Consider the following 23,581-nt stretch of genomic DNA (forward strand, 5'->3'; position numbering starts at 1 on the left):
CAGCCGCCGCTCTCCGCTACTCGCCTGTGCAGGGGTCGCCTCGGCCTCGCCCCCGCAAGGAAACGCCCGTGCCTGCTCTCCACGATATCCTCGACAGATCCTATGACGCCTTCCTTTTCGACATGGACGGGACGCTGCTGAATTCCATCGCCGTCGTCGAACGCGTCTGGAGCGAATGGGCAAGGCGCCATGGCTTCGAACCGGAGGTCTTCCTGAAGACGATCCACGGCATCCGCGCTTCCGACGTTATCCGCGGGCTCGGCCTGCCCGGCGTCGATCCGGCCCATGAGGCGGATCTGCTGCTCGCCGAGGAGATGGAGGATGTCTCCGGCATTGTCGAGATTCCCGATGCCGTCCGCTTCCTCTCCGCCATTCCCGACGGCAAATGGGCGATCGTCACCTCGGCACCGATCGAACTCGCCGTGCGCCGCATGGCCGCCGCCGGCATCCCGATGCCGAAGGTCATCGTCAGCGGTGGCGAGGTCAAATCCGGCAAGCCGAGTCCCGAGGGTTACCTGCTCGGCGCCAGCCGCCTCGGTGTCGATCCCGAAAAATGCCTGGTCTTCGAAGACGCCGTCGCCGGCATCCTCGCCGGCGAAGCGGCCGGCGCCGATGTCGCCGTCATTACCGAAACCCACGCCACCCCCTTCGAAACCCCGCATTTCTCCATCGTCAACTACCAGGCATGGCAGCCCCGCCACACCGCCGAAGGCCGGCTGACGATCGCGGCGATCTGACCAAACCGACAAACCGCCCTCCTTTTTGTTGGAGGCGAGTTTTTCCGCTTGCATTGCACGCGCCGAAAAACTAAACGAAGCAAGCCGTTTCGGCAGGTCGGGGCGTAGCGCAGCCCGGTAGCGCACTTGACTGGGGGTCAAGGGGTCGCTGGTTCGAGTCCAGTCGCCCCGACCATTTATCCCCTTGAAATCCAGTCAGAAGATCTCACGTTTCGTGGCGGCCGCTCTCGCGGCCATTGCGGAAAACGGCGGATCTTCAGTGCGGTTTCTGGGCAATCGCGATCATCGATTTGGCCAGAAGCGGAATCCTCCCGACATATTCGAAGTCGACCTCTTCGAAACCTGTTTCATGCAGCAGCGTGCTCAGCGTTCCCGGAGACCAGAATTTGATATGGCCATGGTCCTTGAGCGGCATGAAATGGTCGTCCATCTTACCGCTCACAGCCAAGGCCAGATTTTTCCAGTAACCGTGAAAAGGCGTCGACATGACCGCGATGCCGCCGGGCCTGACCAGATCGTACATGGTGGCCGAAAACGCCTTGGGATCATAGACGTGCTCCACGACCTCGAGGCTGATCACCGCATCGAAGGTTCCGTACCGGCTGGAAAGATCTTCGTAACCGGAGCCGATTTCCAGCGGCAGATTGGGATGGGCCGTTCGCGCTTTTGCGATGCCGTCCTCGGACGGATCGACGCCGATGACATCATAGCCCTTTCCTGCAAGCATTGCTGCAGCACCGCCGGCACCGCAACCGAGATCGAAAACCGATGTTTCGTTTGCCTCCTGAAAGCTGTTCTCAAGTACATCGACAACAGCCGGCAAGATATAAGAATGCGCAGTCGCCGGTTTGGCATGCACATAGGTCGTCGCGTCTAGTTCGATAGACATTTTAACTCCTGGAGAAGTGGGCCCGCCAACCCAATAATACGCAACACAATCGTACGGCGGACTTTGACGGCAGTGTGGTGTCGTTGTGGTATTAAAGTGATTAGCGCCGACGGCGATCGCGGCAGCTGAGCACGGCGGTCGACGGATATGCGCGCCGTCACCTCATGAACGATGGGCGCCCGGCGCTCGCCTTTGGACGATTTCGAAGCGGATTGACAGGGTGGAGGGAAGATGATGAAACGTGCGGCAATCGGATTTTGTCTGGTGGGGCGGGTTAAATAGTCGCCGCTTCGACTCCGATGTCGCAGCCATTTGCAGTAACTAACGCAATGAAAATACCCTTTGAGGATGCGTAGTCAAATAATCTATTAGTTCTTTTTGGCACTCATCCAATTGATGGAGGCTGTGTTTGTTGCCTTTTGTTAAGGTTATACCAAGAGATACCAAAATTCGAATTTTAAGAACGTGAAACCTCTTCGCATTCATGCGAATATGTGTAGATTAAAACGGCCCTATCACAATTAGCCTAGTGCGAGCGCATGGCGGATATGAAGCAGAATCTCACTTGCAGGCAAGCCCTCGCCGGCGCATTCCAGGCTTTGTCCGACGAGGCCGTCAAGGCTGGCTGGCCGGAGGGCGATGTCGCCCTCGCGCTTGCTGAACTCGCCGAGGAGCAGGTGATCGAGGTGACCGCCAAGGTGATCATGGAAGGCTCCATTCCCCCTCAGTTCGCCGCCGGCCGCCACAGCAGCTGATCTCACAGCAACAATCCCGCCGTCTTCGCCGCCGTGATGAAGGAGGCCTGCGCGGCGCGCGAGCTGCGCAGCCCGTCGAGCGCGTCGAGGCAGTGCTGGCGCGCAACGCGATAGTCACGCCCACGTTTGTTCGGCCATCGTTTCAAATACTCCACGGCTTCCCAAACGGTAGAAACGATCAGGCTGCGGTTTTGAGATAAGACCCGGACGGGGGAGGGAAAGCGTATTTCAGTCAACGTCTGCACTCGCTGTTTCCTGTCAAGCGCGCCTGAAACGCGCGGGACGAAATTTTGTTCCCCAATTTTGTTCCGGGGAAATTTGCATAGTTGCTAAAGTTCTGGCCCTCGCGCATAATCATTTTCGCCGGTTGCGGAGGGCGGCCGGCAATGCAAGCGTGAATGCGTTTGCCCTCGGAGGGAATGCGGCGTGATGTTACGATCATCAATTCATCCGCATGATTTACCGCTGTTTTCGGAAGATCTCGATCTGTTGACTCAGGTGCTCTACAAGGTCTGCGACGAACGCGGCCTCGCCCGAACCACGCCCGAGGCCGAGCGGATCGGCGCGGTCATCATCCAACTCTACAGACAGGGCGTGAAGGACGGCGGCAAACTCGCCGATCTGGCGAAGACCTACCTCTGACGCTCAGTTCTGCTCGATCGTGTTTTCCCAGCGGTGGATATAAGCGCCGAGCCGATAGCACCCATTTCCTAATCGTCGTTGGCGGCGTTGAGGTTTTCCGGCCGGATACCGTCGTCGCTCATGGTGCGCGCGCGCAACCGGATGCCGGGGCCGCCTTCATCCTGATTGCCGCTCGACAGGAAGATGATGCCGTGCGCCTCGAGCGTGCTGCGCACATCGAACAACGCGTGCGGTTCGCCCGCGAATTCGCCGTTTTCCAGAGCGGTCACGGTCTCCACCGGCAGGCCGCTTGCGGCGGCGAGCTCTTCGATACTCATCCCGATCATGGCGCGCGCGCCGCGTATCTGCGTTGCTGTTATCATGGCGGAAAATCTAGCGCATTGACCGTACTTCTCAAGTGGCGCGGCCCGATCAAGCGTCTTTCAATTTCACGCCGAACAGATCGTCGTGCATGCGCTCGACCGCGACCCCCATTCCTCCCATAAGGGCGGCGCGGTTGCCAAAGCGGCTGATCTCGATGCGCGGCGGGTAGGGCGTGCAACGCGGCAGGAAACCGCGGATGGCGTTGACGAGTTCCGGTCTTGCGCCGATGCTGCCGCCGGTGATCACCAGTTCGGGATCGAGAGTGGCTCCGATGGCGGCAATGGCGAGCGCCACCAGCCGCGCCGTCTCTTCGATTGCCGCGACGGCGCTGGTCTCTCCGGCATTGAACGCGGCGAAGAGATCGGCGACGGTGGATGCGTTGCGCCCGCCGAAACCGGTGTAGCGGCGCAACATGGCGACGCTGCCAATTGCGCTCTCAAAGGTTCCAAGCGTAAACCCGCCGGGATCGAAAGCATCGCCGCCGATCGGAAGATAGGCGATTTCGCCGGCCGCACCGCGCGCGCCTCGCAACAGAGCGCCATTGGCGATGATGCCCATGCCGACGCCGGTTCCGAGAGCAATGAAGGCGAAGTTGCCAGTTTCGACCCCGTGACCCCGCCATCTCTCCCCTTGCGCCGCGAGGTTGACGTCATTTTCGACGATCACCGGTATGCCCATCCTGTCGCTGAAGACCTGCCGCAGATTGATGGCGTCGATGCCCGGGATGTTTGGCGCGACGTTGATATGTCCGGTGGCCGGATCGAGCACGCCGGGACTGCCCAGAACAACGAGACGCAGCTTGTCGGCGGTCGTTCCTGCCGCAGATGCGAGTCCAGCGATCACATCGCTGAACTGATTGACGAGATGCATTCCGCCGCGCGGGTCGGTCGCCACTTTGGTTTCGGCAACGACATTGCCCAACAGGTCGCAGATCGCCGCGGCAATCTTGGTGCCGCCGAGATCGATGGAGACCGCCAATCCCGCCCTGGCGTTGATTTCGTAGATGATTGCATTGCGGCCCGGCCGACCGTCTGTCTGCCCGGCCGGTTTCAGCCAGCCATCTTCCTCAAGGTCGCGCACGACATCGGAGATCGTCTGTTTCGACAGGCCGGTCAGCTTGGCGATATCGGCGCGGGAAATGGACCGGTTCGCCAACACGGTCCGGATCACCGCATTGGTCGATATTTTTCGGGCGATCGGTGTTTCTACGACAGAAGATGTCATTGGCACCCGGCTGTTGCTCTAATTAGTTCGGAGCATGTACCTAATTCGATGGCGATATCGGCTGTAACCATCGCAAAAAGAAGCAAGAGGTCAAACTCTCATGATCTCGTCTCAAATTCAGTACATCGAAGTCGATGGTTTGTCTATGCCATTGACAAATAGGGGGCTGGCTGTAGGCTGAGACCAACGTGCAATGAGATGCGCGATGAAAATAAAGAGGGTCGGACAAGTATGCATCATACATATTGTCTGTGTAGCCGCGCGCTCGCCAAGGTCGTCCTAGTCGCGGCCGGCCGGGACTTACCTCGCTATTTTCGCTTTGACGTCTCGCCGTCCCGTTAACTTGGCTGCCGGGGATCTGCCGATGCTAAAGCCCTTGATTGATGGACAGCTCCTCACGGAAAAAGGCGTTTTACTGCCTGTCATGGCGCCACGCCTTCAGGCGGATGTTCACCCTGATGGATATGCCGATCTTGCCTTATGGGGCGCGGGCAGCCTCGGCCGTGTAAGATTTTCCGCGGTAAGCGGGCCTTATACCTATGCCCCCAACCGGATCCTGTCGGAACAAGGCGGCGTCTTCGTTGCGCAGTCGCTGCCCGTGATGGTGATCCGCGGCGTGAAACTTCAGGGCGTCTATCCAGCCCGCCGCTGCGCGTGGTGGCATGAGCCAGGTGGGGAGGGCGCAAGGGCGAGGGTCACCCGGAAGCATCACCGGCAGACGTTCGAAATGGGCTGGGGTGTCCTCATCGTGGAGGCTCTGGCTTCCGATTTGCGGATTGCCGTCGGCGCGTCGAGAGACGAAGCCGAGAAGGCGCTAAGCCTCACCAGCGAAGCCATCATTGCCGAAGCCGCTGAATATGCGGCTCGTTGCGACATGGCGCCAGCCGCCGACCCGTTGATGCGCAGCATGGTCAGCCAGGGGACGCACGCCGCCCTTTCCAGCATCAGGCGCGATGAAAACGGCGCCTTCGCCGGACTTGCCGCGGGACAGGCCTATAGCGCTCCGGCGCGCACCTATTACCGCGATGGCTATTGGACGATGCAGCCTCTTTTGACGCTTGCGCCGGAGGCGGTGCGCGACGAGATCCGGCTGCTTGCGAAAGGCGTGCAGCCGGATGGAGAAGCCCCAAGCGGCGTGATCTTGACGGGGCCGGCGCAATCAGAGGCCTGGCAGCACTTTGTCGCAGACAGCAAGGCCAATCCCAAAACCCACAAAAGGGCGGTTCCGGAATACCACAACCGCCCGCAGGACTGGTGGAGCGATCACTTCGACAGTCCGCTTTTCTTCATCCTGTTCATCGACGACTATGTCAGGGCCACGAAGGACCTCGCCGAGGCGCAGCTGCACTGGCCGATCGTTCGGGCAATCGTCGACCGCTATCTCAGCCTGGCCGGCCCCGATAGCGTCCTGCCGGTAAAGCTACGTAACGATCGGGATTGGGCCGACAACGTCTATCGCGAGGGCCTTGTCTCCTATGATCTCGGCCTTTTCGTCGGCGCCATGGATGCGGTGGCAAGGCTTGGCGAGGGGCACGATCCGGCTCTTGCCGAACGCGCGGGCAGGACCGCAGATCTGGCCCGCCAGGAAATCGAGGCCAAACTCTTCGTCCCGGCAACGGGAGGATATCTCGACTATGGAACGCCTGGCGTATTCGTCGAGGATCATCTGGCGCTCGACAGCCTGACCTTGTCGCGGTTTGGTGCGATTTCACGGCCGAAGGCTATTGGCCTACTGAGAGCGTTTGAAACCAAGCTGGAAACGCGCAACAATCAGCAACAGCCCTATGGCAGCTGGGGTGTCATGTGCGCCTATCCGCCCTTCAAGCGGCCAGGCGATCTGCGATCCAAGACCGCGTTTCCCTACCGTTACCATAATGGTTCGGACTGGCCCTATTGGGATGGCGCCTATGCCGAAGAGCGCCTTCGCCACGGACTTGGAGGTGCACGCTACGCGCTGACACGCTGGTGGGAAACCTGCCTGGAGAATGGTTGGATGGGTGCGGTGGAATATTTCTCGCCGCCCTATGGGCGAGGCTCCCTGCTGCAAGGCTGGAGCGGCATGTCGGCGGCAGTCGTTTTGAAATATGGGCTTGACGCCGCAAATGCGGAGCCAATCTCATGAGCAGGATGGCACCGTCGGTTCTAGCCGGAGACCTTGTCGATCCGCATGGCGAAGGCGACGGCGCCGTCCCGTTCGAGTTCGGCAAAGCCAAGGTGACGGTAAAAACCTCTGGCCCGTTCATTGTTTGGATCGACACCGAGATGCACAGCTGCGACCCCGTGATTGCGAAGCGCTTCGAGCTCGGTGCTGATCATCCGGCGGCCCCAGCCGCCTGCCTGAAGTCCGGGAAGAATGTTGATGTGAAGATGCGCCGGGTAATCGTCTTGAAGCCATGTCGTTCCGCTGCGCGGATTTTGAATTCGTTCGATCACGTCGGCGTCGCGCGCACGGCTGGGCGTCAGCCCGGCGATCTCTCGGCGGACGAACGGCCACCAGTTTACCTCAAGGTCTTTGTCGAACCCGCCGGTATCGGGCACCCCGACGACGTAGCCGACCGGCAGGTCGCCCTGAACGAGAACAAAGGCAAAGTCCCTGGCGAATTTGAGATAGGGTACCGACCAGATGTAACCGGGCAGATGCGGGTCGCTGTAAAGCGCGCTGGCATCCTCGCCGCCATTGGCGGTTTTCAGGCAGATGTCGAAAAGAGCGTCACTATCGGCCTCGATCGCCGGGCGGATGAAGCAGTTGCTGTCCATCGCTTTGCCACCTCCTGCGTGGCGCTTTGTCATTCTGGATCGCGAGAGGGGCTGATGCACTGACGATTACCCCAGATTCGCCAGCCAGGCAAAGCTCTGGGGGAAGAAAACGTTCGGCCGGCGCCAGGCGCGAGGTCCGGACGGGGAGTGGAGAATAAACCCAATGAGGTGGAGCAGATGAACAGAACCGTGAAATCGATCAGCATACTGCCGGCATACCGATTGAAAGCAGCTGTCGCGCTCGCCGGCGCGGCGCTTGTGAGTTTTGGCCTTTCCGCCGCCCGCGCCGACGATCTGGCCGTATGGGACGACCAAACCTTTGAGGGCCAGAGCGCGGTCATCGAGCAGCTGAACAAGGAGTTCGAAGCCGCACATCCCGGTGTCACGATCAAACGCACCGCCCGAACCTTCGATGACATGAAGCTGACGCTGAAGCTTGCGGTTTCGGCAGGCGATGGCCCCGTCATCACCAAAGTCAACCAGGGCGCCGGCGACATGGGCGCGATGGTCAAGGAAGGATTGCTCCTGCCGGTTGACGAGTACATCACGAAATACGGCTGGGATAAGCGGCAGTCGGATTCCGTGCTGGCCAGAGACCGCTGGGAGGGGACGAAATTCGGCGTCGGCAAGACCTACGGCATATCGGGTCTCGGTGAGATCGTCGGCCTTTACTACAATAAGAAGATTCTCGACGAGGCGGGCGTGGCGCTGCCGAAGACCTTCGAGGAGCTTTTGGCCGATCTCGACAAGCTCAAGGAAAAAGGTGTCGCGCCCTTCATGATGGGCTCGGCCAAGCAGCATCTCGCCCTGCACATGATCGGCGCCATCGATCAAGCGCATATCGACGCGGCCAATCGCGCCGAGCTTGACGACCTGATTTACGGCAAAGGCGGCTCCTGGAACACCAAGGGAAATATCGAATCCGCCAAACTCGTGCAGAAATGGGCGCAGGGCGGCTATTTTTATCCCGGATTCGAGGGCATCTCGGGTGACGACGCCGTCCAGCTGTTCATATCCGGGCAGGGCGCATTCCTGATCTCCGGGACCTGGTATTTCGGCGACATGCAAAACAATCCGGATATCGGCTTCATGGCCATTCCCGCTCCGAAGGGCGTTTCCAAGCCCATGAGCGTCGGCGGCGTCGATCTTGCCTGGGCGATAACCAGCCTTGCCAAAGACAAGGCGAAGCAGGACATGGCCGGCGAGTACATCGACTATATGGTGTCTGAAAAGGCCGCTGAAAGCTGGGCCGCGGCAGGCTATCTTCCGGCAACATCGCTCCCGGCGGATGCAAAGCCGAAGCTCACGCCGCTCCTGACCGCTGGCATCGAGATGTGGAAGACGCTGAATGCCAACGATGCGCTCGGCCACTACCCCGATTGGTCGAGCCCGACGATGCTGAAGACAATCGACGACAACACGCCGCTTCTCTTGTCCGGCAAGGTCACCCCCGAAGCCTTTGTCGATGCCATGGACAAGGACTATCAGGCCTATTTGAAGGATAAGAAATAAGCGAGTGCGGACGCCGGTCGCGCCCTCCGGGGCGGTCCGACCGGCGTCCTGTTCCTCACGCTGAAATGAGCGTTGCGAGCCTACGGCTTGCTGCGCGATGACCAGAGATTTGGCAGGGAGTACTGGATGAAACGCTCCGCACTGGATGGAACGCAACAGACCAATTTCATCTATTTATTGCCTGGATTGCTGCTCTATGGGGCGTTTGTCTTTGGGCCGATCGTCGCGGCTTTGGGTTTGAGCCTGACCAGTTGGGACGGCCTGACCATGCCCAGATGGGTTGGGCTCGGCAATTACGCCGATCTCTTTTCCGACAGCCGTTTTTACATTGCCTTGCGCAACAACGCCGAGCTCATGATCTTCTACTGCGTTCTGCCGCTCGTGCTCGGTATAACGCTTGCCGCCTGCGTGTGGAATTTGAAGCAGCGCGAGCAACTCGCCCTCAGAACCTTCCTGTTCCTGCCTTACATCATGCCGACTGCCGTGTTGGGCATCATCTGGGCATGGCTCTACAATCCTGCATTCGGCCCGTTCAATCAGTTTCTGCGAGCGGTGGGATTGGGCAGGTTCGCATTGCCCTGGCTCGGAGATTTCAATTTTGTGCTTCCTGCGGTCGGGATCGTTGCCACCTGGTATTTCTTCGGTTTTTGCATGGTGATCTTCCTCACCGGAATCCAGCGCATCGACCCGTCTCTTTTCGACGCCGCCAAGGTCGACGGCGCGTCGCCGCGAAAGACCTTTTTCTGGATAACGCTGCCGCTTCTCATGCCGGAGATCAGGGTGGTTTTGCTTCTGACGGTGATTGCCTCTATCAAAAGCTTCGACCTGATTTTCACGATGACCCGCGGTGGACCAGCGAATGCGACGCTGGTGCCGAATATCTACATGTATCAGCTCGGCTTCGAGCTCAATCGCTTCGGCGCCGCAGCCGCCATCGCCATCGTCGGCGCCTTGCTGACATTCGCAATCAATTTCGCAATTCACCGGCTGGTGGGCTCCAGAAGCAAAGGATTGGCTTGATGAGCCGTTCGTCCAATATCCCCGCCGCGCTGTTCCTTCGCATCGTCCTCTGGCTCCTGGCCTTCGTAACGATCACCCCGTTCCTGCTGCTGTTGCTGACCTCGATAAAGAGCAAGGCCGACGTGCTGAAAGGCGCATTCGCCCTTCCGGCCTATCCGCATTTCGAAAATTACGTCGATGCCTGGAATGCCGGGCACTTCAACATTTACTTCTGGAATTCGATCGTCGTCGTCATACCCGTCGTTGCCGCAAGCGTCTTTCTGGGCCTGCTGACCGGTTTTGCCTTCGCCTACCTGTCGTTTCCGCTGCGGCGCACGCTGTTCGCGATCCTGACGCTCGGCATGATGGTGCCGGCCGAGGCCTTCATCATCCCGCTTTATTATGAAATGCGCTATCTCGGGCTGATCAATACCTATGCGGCTCTCATCATCCCGCAGATCGCGATGTCGATACCCTTCTCAACGATCTTCCTCGCCAGCGCGATGCAGCAATTGCCGGAGGAAATTCTCGAAGCGGCGGTTCTCGATGGCGCCGGACGCTTCTATATCCTGCGCAAGATCGTTATCCCGCTGATGATACCGGCAATGTCGACGCTGGCGCTGTTCTTGTTCATCTGGACCTGGAACGAGTTTCTCATTCCGTTCATCCTGGTCAATGACGACGCCTATCGGACGCTGCCGCTCGGCATGTTGTTCTTCCAGGGGCGTTATACCGTCAACACGCCGGTTCTGACCGCCGGCGCGGTAATCGTCATTTTCCCGCTCATTCTGACCTATCTGGTTTTCCAGCGGCGGTTCATCGCCGGCTTGACGGCCGGCGCGACGAAATAGCACGACAACGGAGACTTACGGCGTGCGCCCGAGCCGTCTTTGACGCTTGTGGCGCACCTCGAGCGCGGCGCAGCCCCAAACCGTGCCGAGCAGCAGATAGACATGGCGCCAGTGATCGATATCGATGACGTTGCCGATCGTGGCGTGGCCGAGAACCGAGATCCAGGCGATCATCAGGAAGGGCTGCCACGGCCGGTCGAGCAGCAGATATCGGAAGCCGAGCGCCAGCGTCCAGACAAGCATGCCGACATAGGTGACGAAGCCGAGCCAGCCATAGGTGGTCAGCGATTTCAGCCAGATATTGTGCTCGTCCTCGGGAAACATCGTGCCGAACACCAGCGGCCCGATGCCGAGCGGCCGCTCCATCATCATGGTGAAGCCGATCCGGTGACGCTCGAAGCGGCCGAGATGCTCGCCGTCATATTGCTGCACCAGCTGGGCGCGCGCCGAAAACAGTTCGGCGACTTTCGGGATCTGCAGCGCCACCAGCAGTGAGCCGACCAGCATGATGATCGCCGCCAGCGACAGGACCAGCACCCTGAGGCGAAAGGCGCCGCTACGCTCCTTGAGCAGCATGATGAAGATCAGGAGCGCCACGCCGAGCGCGAAGAGCCCCCAGGCGGCGCGGGAAAAAGACAGGAAGATGCCGAGCGCAAGCACCAGCAGGGCGACAGCCTTCAGCGGCGATTTTTTCAGATCGCCGACCAGGATGCCGTGGACGAGATAGAGCGACGGCGGCACCAGGAAGGGGCCGAAGACGTTTGGGTCCTGGAAGGCGCCCTTGGCGCGGTCATAGAGCGTGAAGATCTCCGCGCCCGGAAAGGCGTGGAAATAACCGAGTATGCCGAGTGCTGAGGTGGCGACGGCGGCGAAGGTCCAGGCGTTGAAGATCAGCGGCAGCCGCTTGTGGCTGTCCTCGATAATCGCGGCGTAGAAGACCGCCGTCAGCGCCAGGAAGGTCGAGACCGCGATATACATCGGCCCGGTCGCCAGATCCTTCATTTGCGTCAGCGATAGCATGCCGCCGATATTGAAGGTGAGCAGCAGCGCAAGCAGCGGTGCCACGCCGCGCGAAATCCTGAGACCCAGGATGAACCAGAGGCCGATCAGTCCGGCCATCCACAGTTCGTAGGGCGCCGGCTCGTCGATCACGAAACCGGAGAGGAAAACGCCGAAGGCGACGAAGACCGAGCCGATCAGGCGCAGCGTCATCCGCTGCGGCTGGGCGACACGGGGATATGTCGCCTCGATCGCGCTCAATAGGCGTTTTCCGTGTTGAGCAGCCGGATCGGCGTCAGGAACAGGATCTTGAGATCGAACCAGAGCGACCAGTTCTCGATGTAATAGAGGTCGTAGGCGGTGCGGAACTTGATCTTCTCGTCATTGTCGACTTCGCCGCGCCAGCCGTTGATCTGTGCCCAGCCGGTGACGCCGGGCTTGACGCGGTGGCGGGCGAAATAACCCTCGACGACATCGCCGAAGGCGCGGTCGCGGGCCTGGGCGAGAACGGCATGCGGGCGCGGGCCGACCAGCGAGAGCTCGCCCCGCAGCACGTTGAAAAGCTGCGGCAGTTCGTCGATCGAGGTCTTGCGGATGAAGCGGCCGACGCGGGTGACGCGCGGATCGCCCTTGGTCACCGCGGCCTTGCCCGTCGGGTCGGCCATGTTGGTGTACATCGAGCGGAACTTGAAGACGTTGATGATTTCATTGTTGAAGCCGTGGCGCTTCTGCATGAAGAAAACCGGGCCTTCGGAGGTCGCCTTGATGGCAATCGCGGTCGCGATCATCAGCGGCCAGAGCAGCGCCAGGGCGACGAGCGTGAAGAAGATGTCGAAGCCGCGCTTGGCGACGGAATCCCAGTCGCGGATCGGCTTCTTGAAAATGTCGAGCATCGGCACCGAGCCGACATGCGAATAGGCGCGCGGCCGGAAGCGCAGCCGGTTGGCATGGGCGGCAAGGCGGATATCGACCGGCAGCACCCAGAGCTTCTTCAAAAGGTCGTAGATGCGCGCTTCGGCCGACAGCGGCAGAGCGATGATCAGCATGTCGATGCGCGTCAGCCGCACGAATTCGACCAGTTCGGCCACGGTGCCGAGTTTGGGATAACCGGCAACCATGATCGGCGAGCGCTTTTCGCCGCGGTCGTCGAAGATGCCGCAGATGCGGATGTCGTTGTCATCCTGCTGTTCGAGGATGCGGATCAGCTCCTTGGCCGGCTCGCCGCCGCCGACGATGACGGCGCGGCGCTCCATGATGCCGTTGCGCGCCCAGTTGCGGATGCCGTAGGCGACGAGGAAACGCTCGGCCGTAAGGAAGAGCGCGCCAGCCGCGAACCAGGGCATATAAGCGTCGACGACCATCGCCCATGTGCTGCCGCGAACGAGAGCGAACAGGCCGACGGTCAGAAAAAGTGCGATCGTCCACGACGCCAGGATGCGCGGGATCAACCGGAGCTTGGCCCGAAGTGCCGGAATGGTGTAGCTGTCGGCAAGCTGCAGGCCGATGACTGTCAAGGCCGAGGCAACCGTCGCCATGACCGTCCGCACCAGGGCTGAATCATTGCCGTCGCCGGGCCAGAAATAATGGGCGATCAGGGCGATCGCGAAGAGCGCCAGGAATTCCAGCAGCCGCAATTGCCCGATGATGATCACGGGCGAATTGGTTCCGTCGCGGAACTGTTCGGCGATCTGCCGGGCATAGGGATTGATTTCGGTCGGGTCGGACGGTTTTTCCTGACCCGCGTCGCCGCGCGCCTCGATGTCGGAGACCTGCCTGCGCAGAGCTTCCACGTCGAATTGATCGCCTTTTTCCAGCTTGTTCATGGGGCTTTTCGCTCGTTGTCAGCAAGCGAAATACCAGAAAGCCCCTAAGAAATATTTACGGGGCGGCGGGCATTGCTCGGCCGGCGGCGGGCTCGACGAGTTCATGGTATAATTTCAGGACATCGCGTGCCATGACGGCCGAGGAAAACACCGCCTTCACCGCCTCGGGCTTCGGCATCGTCCTGGCGTGCCAGCCGGGCGTGCTCAGCGTTTCCGCCATGACGCGGGCGAGATCGTCGGAATTCCCAGCCTCCACGAGGGCTGCGCTGTCGGCGCCGAGCACCTCGGGAATGCCGCCGACACGGCTGGCGATGATCGTCTTGCCGGCGCCGAGCCCCTCGAGCACGATATAGGGCATGGCTTCGGCGCGCGAGGGGACGACGAGGTTCTGCGCCATGGAGAAGGCTTCGTGGACACGCATCGCAGGCAGCATGCCAATGCGCTTGCCGAGGCCGCGTTCGACCATCATTTCGCGGTAGCGGTCGCGATCCGGCCCGTCGCCGATCATCAGCGCCGACAGCGGCCGGCCGAGCAGTCGTTCGGTCTTGGCGAAGGCATCGACAAACAGATCGGGACCCTTGAGGTCCCGGAGCATACCCACATAGATGAAATGCACGGCATCCGAGCGGGTGGGGATCGGCTCGAAATCGCGCTCGGAGATGCCGTTGTAGATCAGTCTGGTCTTCGTCCGCGGCTTACCCACCTTGCGCGCGTAAGTGTCGCGCTCGTATTCGCAGATGAAGACCAGCGCATCGGTGAAATATTCCTGCAGGCGCTCCATCCTGAGGACGAATTGTCCGCTGAGCGAGGAACGCGAATAATGCAGGCTTCCGCCATGCGCGGTATAGAGGCGGGCTACGCGATACCTGTTCACCCGCAACGCTGAGCCGGCAAGTCGCGCGAGCACGCCGCCTTTGGCGCCGTGTCCGTGCAGCACATCCGGCCGCAAACTTTTGATTTTCTTGTATGTATCCCACATCGTCGCAATGTCGGACGGGCTGATCGAACGCCGGATCGGCACCCGTGTCAGGCCGAGCGAAAGATAGGGTCTTATATCGTCGAACAGGCTGTCCTCGTACTCGCCGCCGGTCGAGCTGTCGCAGAGGATGCCGACTTGGTGGCCGGCCTTGCTGTGCTCCTCGACGAGATCGCGGACATGGCGGAAAATCCCGCCGACCGGCGATCTGAAGCAATGGAGGATGCGGAGGGGCTTGTGTGTTGCCATCGCTCAGAAGAGCCGTTCGCGAACGTAGATCGTGTCGCCGGCGATGATCGGCCCCGATATGTTGATGCGGCCGGTCAGCACCTGTCCGTTGATCTTGCGGGTGACGTCGACCATGCTCTGGTTGGCACGGCTGGTAAAGCCGCCGGCGACCGCAATGGCATTTTGCACCGTCATGCCGGGGACATAGGCATATTGGCCGGGTTGACCGACTTCGCCCATGAGGAAGATCGAACGGTAGCGATCGACATCGATGGTGACATCCGGATCGCGAAGATAGCCCTGCTGCAGTTTCTGGGCGATCTGCCCCGACAATTGCTGCAGGGTTCGGCCGCGGGCAGGGACCTGGCCGATAAGAGGGAAGGCGATATAGCCGGCCTGATCGACTGTATAGGTGTTGGTCAGGCTCTGCTGGTCGAAGACGGTAACGCGCAACCGGTCGCCGCTATCCAGCGTATAGGGCTGGATGGTCGCCTCGTTGAACGCCTTCGGAGCCGGCTTGTACGTCGTGCAGCCGCCCAATGCCGCCGTCATGGCTGCAAGGCTCAGGGCCAAAAGGATCTTGGGCTGGACGACAGACATCCGTTGGTGCTCACAGAAAATGAACTCGGTAGAGCCGTTATCGATCCGTTAGGGTTAATGCCCGGTAAAGGCCGCTTGCGATTTCCTGGCGTCCGTTCTTCAGTCGTCGCTTATTCTCGGCAAGATTGCCATTAACCGTTGAGTTACCATGGTCGTTTACGCTTGCGGCACCTTTGTTGTGGAGTAAGAGCATGTCCGGCGTAGCGCGTGATCAGGATGTGGACATCGACCTCGGCCAGCTGGTTCGCGCCGTCTGGGCGCGGCGGCTCAGGATTCTGGCGATCACCTTTGCGGGAGCGGGCGTCGCCTTTACCGGCGCCAAGATCATGTCGCCGCAATATCGCAGCGAAACGCGCATTCTGATCGAACCCCGCGCGCCGGCCTTCGCCAGCACCCAGCAGGTCAACGACGCTGGCGCCGGCCCGCTGATGGACGAGCTGAATATCGCCAGCCAGGTGCAGCTGCTGCAATCGGCCGATCTCCTCAAGAAGGTGATCAACGACCTGAAGCTCTACAACCTGCCGGAATTCGACGATGCCGCCAACGGCTCGGCGATGAGCAGCATCCTGGTCAAGCTGCACCTGAAGAAGAACCCGATGGAGAACCCGCCGGAAGAGCGGGTGATCGACGCCTTCGTCGAGCGCCTGCAGGTCTATCAGGTGCCGGGTTCACGCGTCATCGGCGTCAGCTTCACCTCGAAGGACCCGAAGCTCGCCGCCGCCATTCCGAACGCCATGGCCAATGTCTATCTTTCGACCCAGAGCGGCGCCAAGCTCGATTCCAATTCGGAAGCGACACGCTGGCTGGAGCCGGAGATCGAGGGCCTGCGCCGCAAGGTCAGCGAAGCCGAGAAGAAGGTCGCCGAATACCGCACCTCGCACGGGCTCTTACAGACCAACGGCACGACCACCTTTCCGGCCCAGCAGCTGAACGACATCTCCGCCGAGCTGACCCGCGTGCGCGGCGACAAGGCCAATGCCGAGGCGAGGGCGCAGGCAGTGCGCAATGCGCTGTCTTCGGGTGAGGCTTCCGACACGCTGCCCGACATCATGTCGTCCCAGGCGATCCAGCGGCTGAAAGCGACGGAATCCGGCCTGCAGTCGCAAATATCGGATCTGCAGACCAGCCTTCTCAACAATCATCCGCGGCTGAAAAGCCTGCGCGCCCAGCTCGCCGATATCCGGACTCAGATCCGCCAGGAAACCAAAAAAATCCTGACGAGCATCGAGAACGAATCCAAGGTTGCGGATCTGCGGGCGAGCGAGCTTGAGCACCAGTCGGACACGGTGCAGGCCACCAGCGCTCGTGCCGGGGAGGACGAGGTCGGTCTCAACGCGCTGGAGCGCGAGGCCACCGCCCAGCGTCAGCTGCTCGAAACCTATCTGGTGCGCTACCGCGAGGCCGCCTCCCGCGCCGACAGCAATTCGAGCCCGGCCGATGCCCGTATCGTTTCCAAGGCCATCGAGCCGGTCGATCCCTATTTCCCGAAGGTAGTGCCGATCGTCGTCGTCGCTGCCGTCGCCACTTTGATCCTGAGTGCCATTGTCACCATGCTGGCCGAACTCTTCAGCGGCCGGGCGCTCCGTCCCGTCGATGCGCCCCTTGAGACGATCGAGGCGGAAACATTCGTTGAGGGGAGGGTTGTCCCGCAGGCCGCTCCGGTTGCCGCGGCCGTCAGAAAGCCCATCCGGCCGAGTATGCTCGCCATTGTCGGCGATGAAGACGAAAAGGACGCGACCGAAGACACCGAGGCCGCCGAGGAGCCGCCGGAGGACGACAATGAATTCTCCGTCGCTTCCGTTGCTGATTATCTCACGGGCAGCGGTGCGCCGCTGGCAATCGCAATATCTCCGACCGGTGACAATGGCTCGGCGGCGACGGTCCTACTGACCCGCATGCTGGCCGACGCCGGCCGCCGCGTCATTCTGATCGATATGACCGGTTCCGGTTACCCCACGGAACTGATGGCCGAGGACGAGGCTGCTCCCGGCGTCACCGATCTGCTGTGCGGCGAGGCCGCCTTCGGCGACACGATCCATGGCGACCGCCTTTCCGACGCCCACCTGATCCCTCAGGGCCGGAGCGACGTGCGCCGCGCCATGCGCGGTGTCGACCGGCTGTCGCTGCTGCTCGATGCACTTGCCGCCGCCTACGACCTCGTGGTGGTCGAATGCGGTTCGGCCGATGTCGCCGGCGTCTCGCGGCTGACGCGCAGCCGCGATGTCGAGATCATCCTCTCCCTGCCGGAGATCGAGGAGACGGTCTTCGTGACGTTGATGACGGAATTCCAGGCTGCGGGCTACGAGCGCGTCGTGCTGATGTCGGGCGGTGAAGGGGGCGAGCAGGCGCTCGGGCAAGCCGCTTAATGCATGTCGCGCAAAAGTGTGCAGCGGTTTTCCCAGGCAAAGCGCGAAGCGCTTTTGCCGCAACGACACGCGTAAGACAACGACTTAGCCGATGCGTGCGCGGATGCTCTGCGTGAATTTATAAAGCTTCGGACGGGCCTTGATATATGCCTTGCAGCGGGTGACGATCCGGTGCGTGGCGCCGGCGACAATGCCGAGCGGCGAGACCGGCAGCACCACGTCGTAATGCGCGGTTTCCACAGGCGCCCAGGAACGTTTGTACGTCTGATCGCCGAGACCGAAATCGAACAGCTCAACGCCTTTGCCATGCAATCCCGAGATGGTTTGCCAGTAGAGGAATTCGCCGGGGCTGGTATCCGGCACCAGCTCTTCATCGATCGCGCCGAACTGGCAGATGATGTGGTCGCCCTTGCGCGAAATCCCTGAAATCGCGGCGATCCGGCCCTCATTCTCGCCCTTGAGCCGCAGCGCATGCATCTGCAGCCCGAAATATTGCCTGCCGCCATCCCGCTTGTCGATGAGAGCGTGCAGGAAGGCTTGCGTTTCCTGATCCGCGAAGACGTCGGGCAGGCCGAGGCTGGCGAAACGGGCGCTCTTCAGCCGGAAGAAGATATCGAGCAGACGGTGCTGCTCTTCCGATGCCTCGGGGATAAGATATTCGAAGCCGCCGGCCGCCTCGAGACGTTTCGATTGAACGCGGAATTTCTTGCGCCGGTTTTTGGCGTTGAGTTGCTTCAGCGTCTCCTCGAAGGCGGGAAAGAACGGCAACTGATAGGCATGATTCTGGTTCTGCACCATCGGCAGCCCGGTGAGCGGGGTCTGTCGCCCGCGCCATTCCAGCGGAATATTCTGCAAGAGCAGCAGATCGGCCCGGCCTTTGAGCGCCTGCTGAAGCTGGCCGGCGAACTTGCCGGCATCGATGCTGCCGCCGGATTCGGCAAAGCTCTCGGAAAACAGGCCGGTATTTATATTGCTGTGATCGGCGGCGATGAACTTCGCCACGGCAAGCCCCCGCGACTTGACGATTTCGACCGGCAGAATGAAGGCGGTCTGGCCGGCATAGCTGCCTTTGAGGATCGCCAGCGGCCGCTGAAAGGCGCTGACCCATGCGGCGCACCAGTCATAGCTCTGATGCAGCGATTGGAGATTGTCGCGCTCCAGCGCCCGCCAGTCGTCCTCCAACGGCTGCATCGCGTCGAAAACGCCGATATCGACTTCGGCCATGGCGAGTTTCATGCTCAGCTGACGCAGGCGCGAAATGGCCGTCTGGGCCAGCGCCACGTCTTCCGACGGCTGTTCATGAACATCGAGCTTTTGCGTCTGCACGGTTTTCTCCGGTCAAGAATGCTGAACGGGAAGGTAGGAATGCAGGACGTATATTTGGTTTACTCGCACGCGATGGGCGAGGTTTTCCGCCGATCACGGTTATTCGGCCGTTAATGGCCTATTGCTGCCGCGGCCCGGCCATCCATTTGATGATCACCATCGCCGGCAGGACCCAGAGCAGGCCGGTGAGCAGGAAATAGAGCAGGTGCCCCCACCAGGGCGCATTGCCAAGCGTCGCCACCGCGATCGTATTCGCCACCAGCGCATAGACCAGAACGAGCACGATGATGAGGATCGTACCGATGAATTTGCGGAGGCGGACGGGCATCGATGATCTCTCGGCAGGGACGGGGCGGACCGGCGCGACGGCATGCCGCAAAGGTTCGGGGCTTGTTTTGCATGAGCCGGTGGGGCAAATCAACTGCCGGATAGAAGGAGACATCATGGCCGTCGCAAACCCGACCACGGAACAGGCGATCCTGAGCGAAGTGCAAAAGCAGAACCGCAACCGCCGCGCCTTGCGCTTCTGGCTTGGCTTCGTGTTGTTGGCGCTCTTCTGTCTCGTGCTCGTCGGCGGCGCCACCCGGCTGACCAATTCCGGCCTGTCGATCACCGAGTGGAAACCGATCCACGGTGTCATCCCGCCGCTGTCGGCTGTCGAATGGGAGGAGGAATTCCGCCTCTACCAGCGCATTCCCGAATTTCAGCAATTAAACAGCGCCATGACCGTCGACGAGTTCAAGGGCATCTTCTGGTGGGAATGGGCGCACCGGCTGATTGCCCGCGGCATCGGCGTGATCTTCGCGCTGCCGCTCCTCTATTTCTGGCTGACGGGGCGAATCGAAAAGCGCCTGCGCTGGCCGCTCGTCGGCATATTGGCGCTCGGCGGCCTGCAGGGCTTCATCGGCTGGTGGATGGTGTCCTCCGGCCTTTCCATCCGCACCGATGTCAGCCAATACCGGCTGGCGACGCATCTCGTCATGGCCTGCCTGATCTTTGCCGGCTGCATGTGGATCATGCGCGGGCTCTCACCGCATTCCAGCGATCCGGCGCCGGCCCGCAGTTCGCGCGGTTTCGCCGCCGCGATCGCCATTTTCGCGCTGTTCCAGATCTATCTCGGCGCGCTGGTCGCGGGGCTGGACGCCGGCTTTTCCTACAACACCTGGCCGCTGATGGATGGCGCCGTCATCCCGTCGGATCTCCTGATCCAGCAGCCCTTCTGGATCAATGCCTTCGAGAACCCGAAGACGGTGCAGTTCATCCACCGCATCGGCGCCTATACGCTCTTCGCGCTGACCTTGATCAACATGGTGATCGCGCTTCGCGCCGCATCGTGGACCACCCATGCCCGCCGCGCCGTCGTGCTTTTCTCGCTGGTGACGCTGCAGGCGGCCGTCGGCATCGCCACGCTGCTGATGCAGGTGCCGCTTCACTGGGGCCTGCTGCATCAGGCCGGCGCTCTGGTGGTTTTCGGTTTCGCCGTCGCCAACTGGCGCGGCTTTTACGGCGAATATCCGCAGGCGACGATGATCAGAGAGCGCGATTGACGCGAGCCTTCGCTCCACGGAGGGGGCTACCGCAGCACGCCATCGAGCAGCGGCATGCCGATGATCGCGGCGGCGGCGATCAGGATGTAGCAGGCGATGCGGAAGGTCCGCTCCTCGGCGAGCCCGAATAGTTTCGAGCCGCCGTAGAGCCCGACCGCATAACTCGGCAGAATGACCGCAGTCAGCGCGAAGATGGCAGGCACGAACAATCCCCCGAAGTAATAACTGATGGCGCTGAAGACGCTCGAAATCGAGAAATAGAGCACGACATTCGCCCTGACGCGGGTGAAGTCGCTCTTGCCGCCGAGCCAATAGGCGACAACCGGTGGCCCGCCGAGCTGCGCGGCGCCGCTGAAAAGCCCGGCGATCAGCCCGACGCCACTTGTGAGCGGTGCCGACGCCTCCCCGTGATAGCGCCATCCAGATACCAGCAGCGCAAGCAGGCAGATGGCGATGATCGTGATACTCCAGCGTAGGATCAGCGGGTCGAGCAACGTCAGTATCGCCGTGCCGGCTGGGATGCCGAGCGCAGCACCCGCCGCCATGACGAAGACTTCTCGCCGGTTGGCGCCGCGCCAGGCCGGCGGAATCATCCCGAGTGAGGCAATGCCGTCGATGACGAGGAGGATGGGTGAGATCAGCTTCGGCCCGACGATCGCACCGCCGAGCGGAACGAAGATCAACGCGGCGCCGAAACCTGAAAAGCCGCGGGCGAGCCCGGCGACGAAGGCAAACGCCATCAGCGCATAGATGCCATGGTCGGGCAGGGCGGCGGCAAACCAGGCCTGCACGCCGGCGATGAGTGCCTCGCGCGTCATAATGTCAGGAGGCGAGCATCAGGTCCATGTTCTGGACGGCAGCACCCGAGGCGCCCTTGCCGAGATTGTCGAGCAGCGCCACAAGATTGACCTGCGAACCGCCCGGCGTGCCGAAGACAAAGAGCTTCATCGTGTCCTTGCCTTCAAGCTCGACGGCATTGACGCGGGGGAGCGCCTTGCTTTCGGCGAGCGGCACGACCGTGACGACCTCCTGACCGGCATAATGAGCGGCGAGGGCGGCATGGATGCTTTCCATCGTCGTGCCCTCGGCGAGATCGCCGAGATGCAGCGGCACCTGCACAATCATGCCCTGCGCGAATTTGCCGACTGACGGCGAGAAGATCGGCGCGCGGTCGAGCAACCCGTGCACGGTCATCTCGGGCACATGTTTGTGGGTGAGAGGAAGGCCGTAGAGGAAATGCGGCGCGGTGATCGCATCCGGGTGATCCGCATTTTCCATCTGGGCGATCATCTGCTTCCCGCCACCGGTATAGCCGGAGACGGCGTTGACCGTCACCGGATAGCCGTCCGGCAGGAGGCCGGCGGCACGCAGCGGCCGGATCAGGCCGATTGCGCCTGTCGGATAGCAGCCGGGATTGGCGACGAAACGGGCGGCTCTGATCCTGCCTGCCTGTGCGCCGTCCATTTCGGCAAAGCCATAGGCCCAACCGGGATTGACCCGGAAGGCGGTCGAGGTGTCGATGACGCGCACATTGTTGTTGGCCGAGACCATCTGAACCGCTTCCTTCGACGCATCGTCGGGCAGGCAGAGAATGGCGATATCGGCGCTGTTCAGCATGTCCTCGCGCATGGCGGCGTTGCGCCGCTCGGCCTCGGGAATGGACAGAAGCTCGACATCGCGGCGACCGGCCATACGCGTGCGGATCTGCAGACCCGTCGTGCCGTGTTCGCCGTCGATGAAGATTTTCGGTGCCATGTTAACCTGCGCTTTCAATGGGTTCAGAAGGTTTCCGGATTCATTTTGGGATAATAGGTCAGCCTTGTGACACGGCGATGGCGCGTCGTTCGGCATGAAGCCCCAGCATATACATCGCCACCGTTGCCCCCGCAATGGCGGTGATGTCGGCATGGTCGTAAGGCGGCGATACCTCGACGATATCGGCGCCGCGAATATCGAGCTGATGAAGACGCTGCAGCACCGAGAGGATCTTGGCGCTCGACGGTCCGCCGGCAACCGGCGTGCCGGTGCCCGGCGCAACGGCCGGATCGAGGCAATCGATATCGAAGGTGAGATAGGCAGGCGCGCCGCGCGTATGCGAGATGATCGCCGAGGCAATGTCGCCGGCGCTCATCTCCTCGACCTGATGACCGTAGAGAATATTGATGCCGCAATCCTCCGGCGCATGGGTGCGAATGCCGATCTGGATCGAACGATCGGGATCGATGATGCCGGCGCGGGCGGCGCGTGCCACGAAGGAGCCGTGGTCGATCCGCCGGTCCTCGTCGAACCAGGTGTCCTGGTGCGCGTCGAACTGCACCAGCGCCAGCGGCCCGTGTTTTGCCGCATGGGCTTTGAGCAGCGGCCAGGTGACGTAGTGATCGCCGCCGAGCGTCAGCAGGAAGGCGCCGCTGTCGAGAATGACGTTCGCCTGCCGTTCGATGGCAGCGGGCGTGTCCTGATGATTGCCGTAATCGATCAGGCAATCGCCGTAATCGATCACCGCCATCTCGGCGAAAAGATCACGGTTGAAGGGATATTGCGCATCATTGTCGAAGATCGCCGAGGCGCGCCGGATGGCCTGCGGCCCGAAGCGCGTGCCCGGCCTGTTCGAGGTTGCGGCATCGAAGGGAATACCCCAGACGGCGACGTCGACGCCGGCGAGCTCCTTGGTGAAGCGCCGGCGCATGAAGGACAGCGCTCCGGCAAAGGTCGGATCGCTGGCGGTTGACGTGAGGCTGGTCGCCGTGAAGGCGTGGTCAATCGATCTGTTCGCCAAGTCATGCTCCTTTTTTCGGTCGCAGAACCATCGTCGCGTTCAATGCGGACGCTGCATTGCGGGTGCGCGACGTCAAAGCGTCGGTGCCTGGTCCGCGCGAAGGAATTGGCCGATCCGTCGCGCAGACAGGGGTAGGCGAGGTGCGCACGGATTTCAAGCAATCGTTCGGACGACGGCCGCTCGTCGTTATCGGGCGGCCGTCCTTCTCGTC

At 61.4% G+C, this 23,581-nt stretch carries 23 protein-coding genes and 1 tRNA gene; 10 read left to right on the forward strand and 14 right to left on the reverse strand.

Features of this window, described 5'->3' with window-relative positions:
• Positions 1-68: 68 nt before the first annotated feature.
• Positions 69-737, forward strand: coding sequence for an HAD family hydrolase (locus ATY75_RS31615; RefSeq protein WP_088940494.1), 669 nt, complete (start codon positions 69-71; stop codon positions 735-737).
• A 98-nt stretch (positions 738-835) separates the two neighbouring features.
• Positions 836-912 (forward strand) — tRNA-Pro (locus tag ATY75_RS31620).
• Between the two features lie 81 nt (positions 913-993).
• Here the strand turns inward: ATY75_RS31620 and ATY75_RS31625 are convergent.
• Positions 994-1,626: a methyltransferase domain-containing protein gene (locus tag ATY75_RS31625; RefSeq protein ID WP_064838026.1), complete on the reverse strand. Its 633-nt coding sequence runs from the start codon at positions 1,624-1,626 to the stop codon at positions 994-996.
• A gap of 539 nt (positions 1,627-2,165) precedes the next feature.
• On the opposite strand from ATY75_RS31625, the gene ATY75_RS31630 reads away from it, so the two are divergent.
• On the forward strand, positions 2,166-2,381 hold the full coding sequence (locus tag ATY75_RS31630; RefSeq protein ID WP_088940495.1) for a hypothetical protein: 216 nt from the start codon (positions 2,166-2,168) through the stop codon (positions 2,379-2,381).
• A gap of 2 nt (positions 2,382-2,383) precedes the next feature.
• Here the strand turns inward: ATY75_RS31630 and ATY75_RS31635 are convergent, their stop codons facing one another.
• Positions 2,384-2,617, reverse strand: a complete 234-nt coding sequence (locus tag ATY75_RS31635) for a DUF982 domain-containing protein (RefSeq protein ID WP_088940627.1) — start codon at positions 2,615-2,617, stop codon at positions 2,384-2,386.
• Positions 2,618-2,810: 193 nt separating this feature from the next.
• Between ATY75_RS31635 and ATY75_RS31640 the strand changes: the two genes are divergently transcribed.
• Positions 2,811-3,023 (forward strand): hypothetical protein, encoded by a 213-nt coding sequence (locus tag ATY75_RS31640; RefSeq protein ID WP_088940496.1) that lies wholly within the window; start codon positions 2,811-2,813, stop codon positions 3,021-3,023.
• A 68-nt stretch (positions 3,024-3,091) separates the two neighbouring features.
• On the opposite strand, the gene ATY75_RS31645 is transcribed toward ATY75_RS31640, so the two are convergent.
• Positions 3,092-3,385: a helix-turn-helix domain-containing protein gene (locus ATY75_RS31645; protein WP_049734013.1), complete on the reverse strand. Its 294-nt coding sequence runs from the start codon at positions 3,383-3,385 to the stop codon at positions 3,092-3,094.
• Positions 3,386-3,434: 49 nt separating this feature from the next.
• Positions 3,435-4,616, reverse strand: coding sequence for an ROK family transcriptional regulator (locus tag ATY75_RS31650; RefSeq protein ID WP_088940497.1), 1,182 nt, complete (start codon positions 4,614-4,616; stop codon positions 3,435-3,437).
• A 358-nt stretch (positions 4,617-4,974) separates the two neighbouring features.
• Between ATY75_RS31650 and ATY75_RS31655 the strand changes: the two genes are divergently transcribed.
• Positions 4,975-6,732, forward strand: coding sequence for a glycogen debranching protein (locus ATY75_RS31655; protein ID WP_088940498.1), 1,758 nt, complete (start codon positions 4,975-4,977; stop codon positions 6,730-6,732).
• Positions 6,733-6,752: 20 nt separating this feature from the next.
• On the opposite strand, the gene ATY75_RS31660 is transcribed toward ATY75_RS31655, so the two are convergent.
• A complete protein-coding gene (locus ATY75_RS31660; protein WP_088940499.1) occupies positions 6,753-7,367 on the reverse strand; it encodes a GNAT family N-acetyltransferase in 615 nt (204 codons plus the stop codon).
• A 177-nt stretch (positions 7,368-7,544) separates the two neighbouring features.
• Between ATY75_RS31660 and ATY75_RS31665 the strand changes: the two genes are divergently transcribed.
• From ATY75_RS31665 to ATY75_RS31675, 3 genes are all read left to right on the forward strand, one after another.
• A complete protein-coding gene (locus tag ATY75_RS31665; RefSeq protein WP_088940500.1) occupies positions 7,545-8,879 on the forward strand; it encodes an extracellular solute-binding protein in 1,335 nt (444 codons plus the stop codon).
• A 126-nt stretch (positions 8,880-9,005) separates the two neighbouring features.
• Positions 9,006-9,899, forward strand: coding sequence for a sugar ABC transporter permease (locus tag ATY75_RS31670; RefSeq protein ID WP_064838032.1), 894 nt, complete (start codon positions 9,006-9,008; stop codon positions 9,897-9,899).
• On the forward strand, positions 9,899-10,729 hold the full coding sequence (locus tag ATY75_RS31675) for a carbohydrate ABC transporter permease (protein WP_088940501.1): 831 nt from the start codon (positions 9,899-9,901) through the stop codon (positions 10,727-10,729). Before ATY75_RS31670 ends, ATY75_RS31675 begins: the two co-directional genes overlap by 1 nt.
• A 15-nt stretch (positions 10,730-10,744) precedes the next feature.
• On the opposite strand, the gene ATY75_RS31680 is transcribed toward ATY75_RS31675, so the two are convergent.
• From ATY75_RS31680 to ATY75_RS31695, 4 genes are read right to left on the reverse strand one after another with little or no spacing between them, the layout of a single operon-like run.
• Positions 10,745-11,989, reverse strand: coding sequence for an O-antigen ligase family protein (locus tag ATY75_RS31680; RefSeq protein WP_088940502.1), 1,245 nt, complete (start codon positions 11,987-11,989; stop codon positions 10,745-10,747).
• Positions 11,986-13,551: an undecaprenyl-phosphate glucose phosphotransferase gene (locus ATY75_RS31685; protein WP_088940503.1), complete on the reverse strand. Its 1,566-nt coding sequence runs from the start codon at positions 13,549-13,551 to the stop codon at positions 11,986-11,988. The genes ATY75_RS31680 and ATY75_RS31685 overlap by 4 nt, the downstream gene beginning before the upstream one ends.
• Positions 13,552-13,606: 55 nt before the next feature.
• Positions 13,607-14,776, reverse strand: a complete 1,170-nt coding sequence (locus tag ATY75_RS31690) for a glycosyltransferase family 4 protein (RefSeq protein ID WP_064838036.1) — start codon at positions 14,774-14,776, stop codon at positions 13,607-13,609.
• 3 nt (positions 14,777-14,779) lie between these two features.
• Positions 14,780-15,355 (reverse strand): polysaccharide biosynthesis/export family protein, encoded by a 576-nt coding sequence (locus ATY75_RS31695; RefSeq protein WP_003573986.1) that lies wholly within the window; start codon positions 15,353-15,355, stop codon positions 14,780-14,782.
• A 191-nt stretch (positions 15,356-15,546) separates the two neighbouring features.
• Between ATY75_RS31695 and ATY75_RS31700 the strand changes: the two genes are divergently transcribed.
• On the forward strand, positions 15,547-17,721 hold the full coding sequence (locus ATY75_RS31700) for a Wzz/FepE/Etk N-terminal domain-containing protein (protein WP_088940504.1): 2,175 nt from the start codon (positions 15,547-15,549) through the stop codon (positions 17,719-17,721).
• A gap of 84 nt (positions 17,722-17,805) precedes the next feature.
• Here the strand turns inward: ATY75_RS31700 and ATY75_RS31705 are convergent, their stop codons facing one another.
• Positions 17,806-19,047 carry a GNAT family N-acetyltransferase gene (locus tag ATY75_RS31705; protein ID WP_088940505.1) on the reverse strand — a complete coding sequence of 414 codons (1,242 nt, stop codon included), beginning with the start codon at positions 19,045-19,047 and terminating at the stop codon, positions 17,806-17,808.
• A 118-nt stretch (positions 19,048-19,165) separates the two neighbouring features.
• Positions 19,166-19,375: a DUF2842 domain-containing protein gene (locus tag ATY75_RS31710; RefSeq protein WP_003573983.1), complete on the reverse strand. Its 210-nt coding sequence runs from the start codon at positions 19,373-19,375 to the stop codon at positions 19,166-19,168.
• Positions 19,376-19,490: 115 nt separating this feature from the next.
• Here ATY75_RS31710 and ATY75_RS31715 point away from each other — a divergent pair, with 115 nt between their 5' ends.
• Positions 19,491-20,594, forward strand: coding sequence for a COX15/CtaA family protein (locus tag ATY75_RS31715; protein WP_088940506.1), 1,104 nt, complete (start codon positions 19,491-19,493; stop codon positions 20,592-20,594).
• 26 nt (positions 20,595-20,620) lie between these two features.
• Here the strand turns inward: ATY75_RS31715 and ATY75_RS31720 are convergent, their stop codons facing one another.
• The 3 genes from ATY75_RS31720 to speB are packed head-to-tail and all read right to left on the reverse strand — an operon-like array spanning position 20,621 to position 23,370.
• Positions 20,621-21,412 (reverse strand): sulfite exporter TauE/SafE family protein, encoded by a 792-nt coding sequence (locus ATY75_RS31720; RefSeq protein ID WP_088940507.1) that lies wholly within the window; start codon positions 21,410-21,412, stop codon positions 20,621-20,623.
• Positions 21,413-21,416: 4 nt separating this feature from the next.
• Positions 21,417-22,349: an N-acetyl-gamma-glutamyl-phosphate reductase gene (argC, locus tag ATY75_RS31725; protein WP_088940508.1), complete on the reverse strand. Its 933-nt coding sequence runs from the start codon at positions 22,347-22,349 to the stop codon at positions 21,417-21,419.
• Positions 22,350-22,407: 58 nt separating this feature from the next.
• Positions 22,408-23,370, reverse strand: a complete 963-nt coding sequence (gene speB / locus ATY75_RS31730; RefSeq protein WP_088940509.1) for an agmatinase — start codon at positions 23,368-23,370, stop codon at positions 22,408-22,410.
• Between the last annotated feature and the right edge of the window lie 211 nt (positions 23,371-23,581).

The sequence above is a fragment of the Rhizobium sp. N122 genome, assembly GCF_002211295.1.
GTDB lineage: Bacteria > Pseudomonadota > Alphaproteobacteria > Rhizobiales > Rhizobiaceae > Rhizobium.

What these genes read in the sequence shown, in the direction of transcription:
- ATY75_RS31670 (WP_064838032.1), top strand. Translation starts at nt 9,006, where the DNA reads ATGAAACGCTCCGCACTGGATGGAACGCAACAGACCAATTTCATCTAT.
- ATY75_RS31695 (WP_003573986.1), bottom strand. Translation starts at nt 15,355, where the DNA reads ATGTCTGTCGTCCAGCCCAAGATCCTTTTGGCCCTGAGCCTTGCAGCC.
- ATY75_RS31630 (WP_088940495.1), top strand. Translation starts at nt 2,166, where the DNA reads ATGGCGGATATGAAGCAGAATCTCACTTGCAGGCAAGCCCTCGCCGGC.
- ATY75_RS31665 (WP_088940500.1), top strand. Translation starts at nt 7,545, where the DNA reads ATGAACAGAACCGTGAAATCGATCAGCATACTGCCGGCATACCGATTG.
- argC (WP_088940508.1), bottom strand. Translation starts at nt 22,349, where the DNA reads ATGGCACCGAAAATCTTCATCGACGGCGAACACGGCACGACGGGTCTG.
- ATY75_RS31640 (WP_088940496.1), top strand. Translation starts at nt 2,811, where the DNA reads ATGTTACGATCATCAATTCATCCGCATGATTTACCGCTGTTTTCGGAA.
- ATY75_RS31700 (WP_088940504.1), top strand. Translation starts at nt 15,547, where the DNA reads ATGTCCGGCGTAGCGCGTGATCAGGATGTGGACATCGACCTCGGCCAG.
- ATY75_RS31655 (WP_088940498.1), top strand. Translation starts at nt 4,975, where the DNA reads ATGCTAAAGCCCTTGATTGATGGACAGCTCCTCACGGAAAAAGGCGTT.
- ATY75_RS31625 (WP_064838026.1), bottom strand. Translation starts at nt 1,626, where the DNA reads ATGTCTATCGAACTAGACGCGACGACCTATGTGCATGCCAAACCGGCG.
- ATY75_RS31690 (WP_064838036.1), bottom strand. Translation starts at nt 14,776, where the DNA reads ATGGCAACACACAAGCCCCTCCGCATCCTCCATTGCTTCAGATCGCCG.
- ATY75_RS31645 (WP_049734013.1), bottom strand. Translation starts at nt 3,385, where the DNA reads ATGATAACAGCAACGCAGATACGCGGCGCGCGCGCCATGATCGGGATG.
- ATY75_RS31660 (WP_088940499.1), bottom strand. Translation starts at nt 7,367, where the DNA reads ATGGACAGCAACTGCTTCATCCGCCCGGCGATCGAGGCCGATAGTGAC.
- ATY75_RS31685 (WP_088940503.1), bottom strand. Translation starts at nt 13,551, where the DNA reads ATGAACAAGCTGGAAAAAGGCGATCAATTCGACGTGGAAGCTCTGCGC.
- ATY75_RS31715 (WP_088940506.1), top strand. Translation starts at nt 19,491, where the DNA reads ATGGCCGTCGCAAACCCGACCACGGAACAGGCGATCCTGAGCGAAGTG.
- ATY75_RS31675 (WP_088940501.1), top strand. Translation starts at nt 9,899, where the DNA reads ATGAGCCGTTCGTCCAATATCCCCGCCGCGCTGTTCCTTCGCATCGTC.
- ATY75_RS31710 (WP_003573983.1), bottom strand. Translation starts at nt 19,375, where the DNA reads ATGCCCGTCCGCCTCCGCAAATTCATCGGTACGATCCTCATCATCGTG.
- ATY75_RS31720 (WP_088940507.1), bottom strand. Translation starts at nt 21,412, where the DNA reads ATGACGCGCGAGGCACTCATCGCCGGCGTGCAGGCCTGGTTTGCCGCC.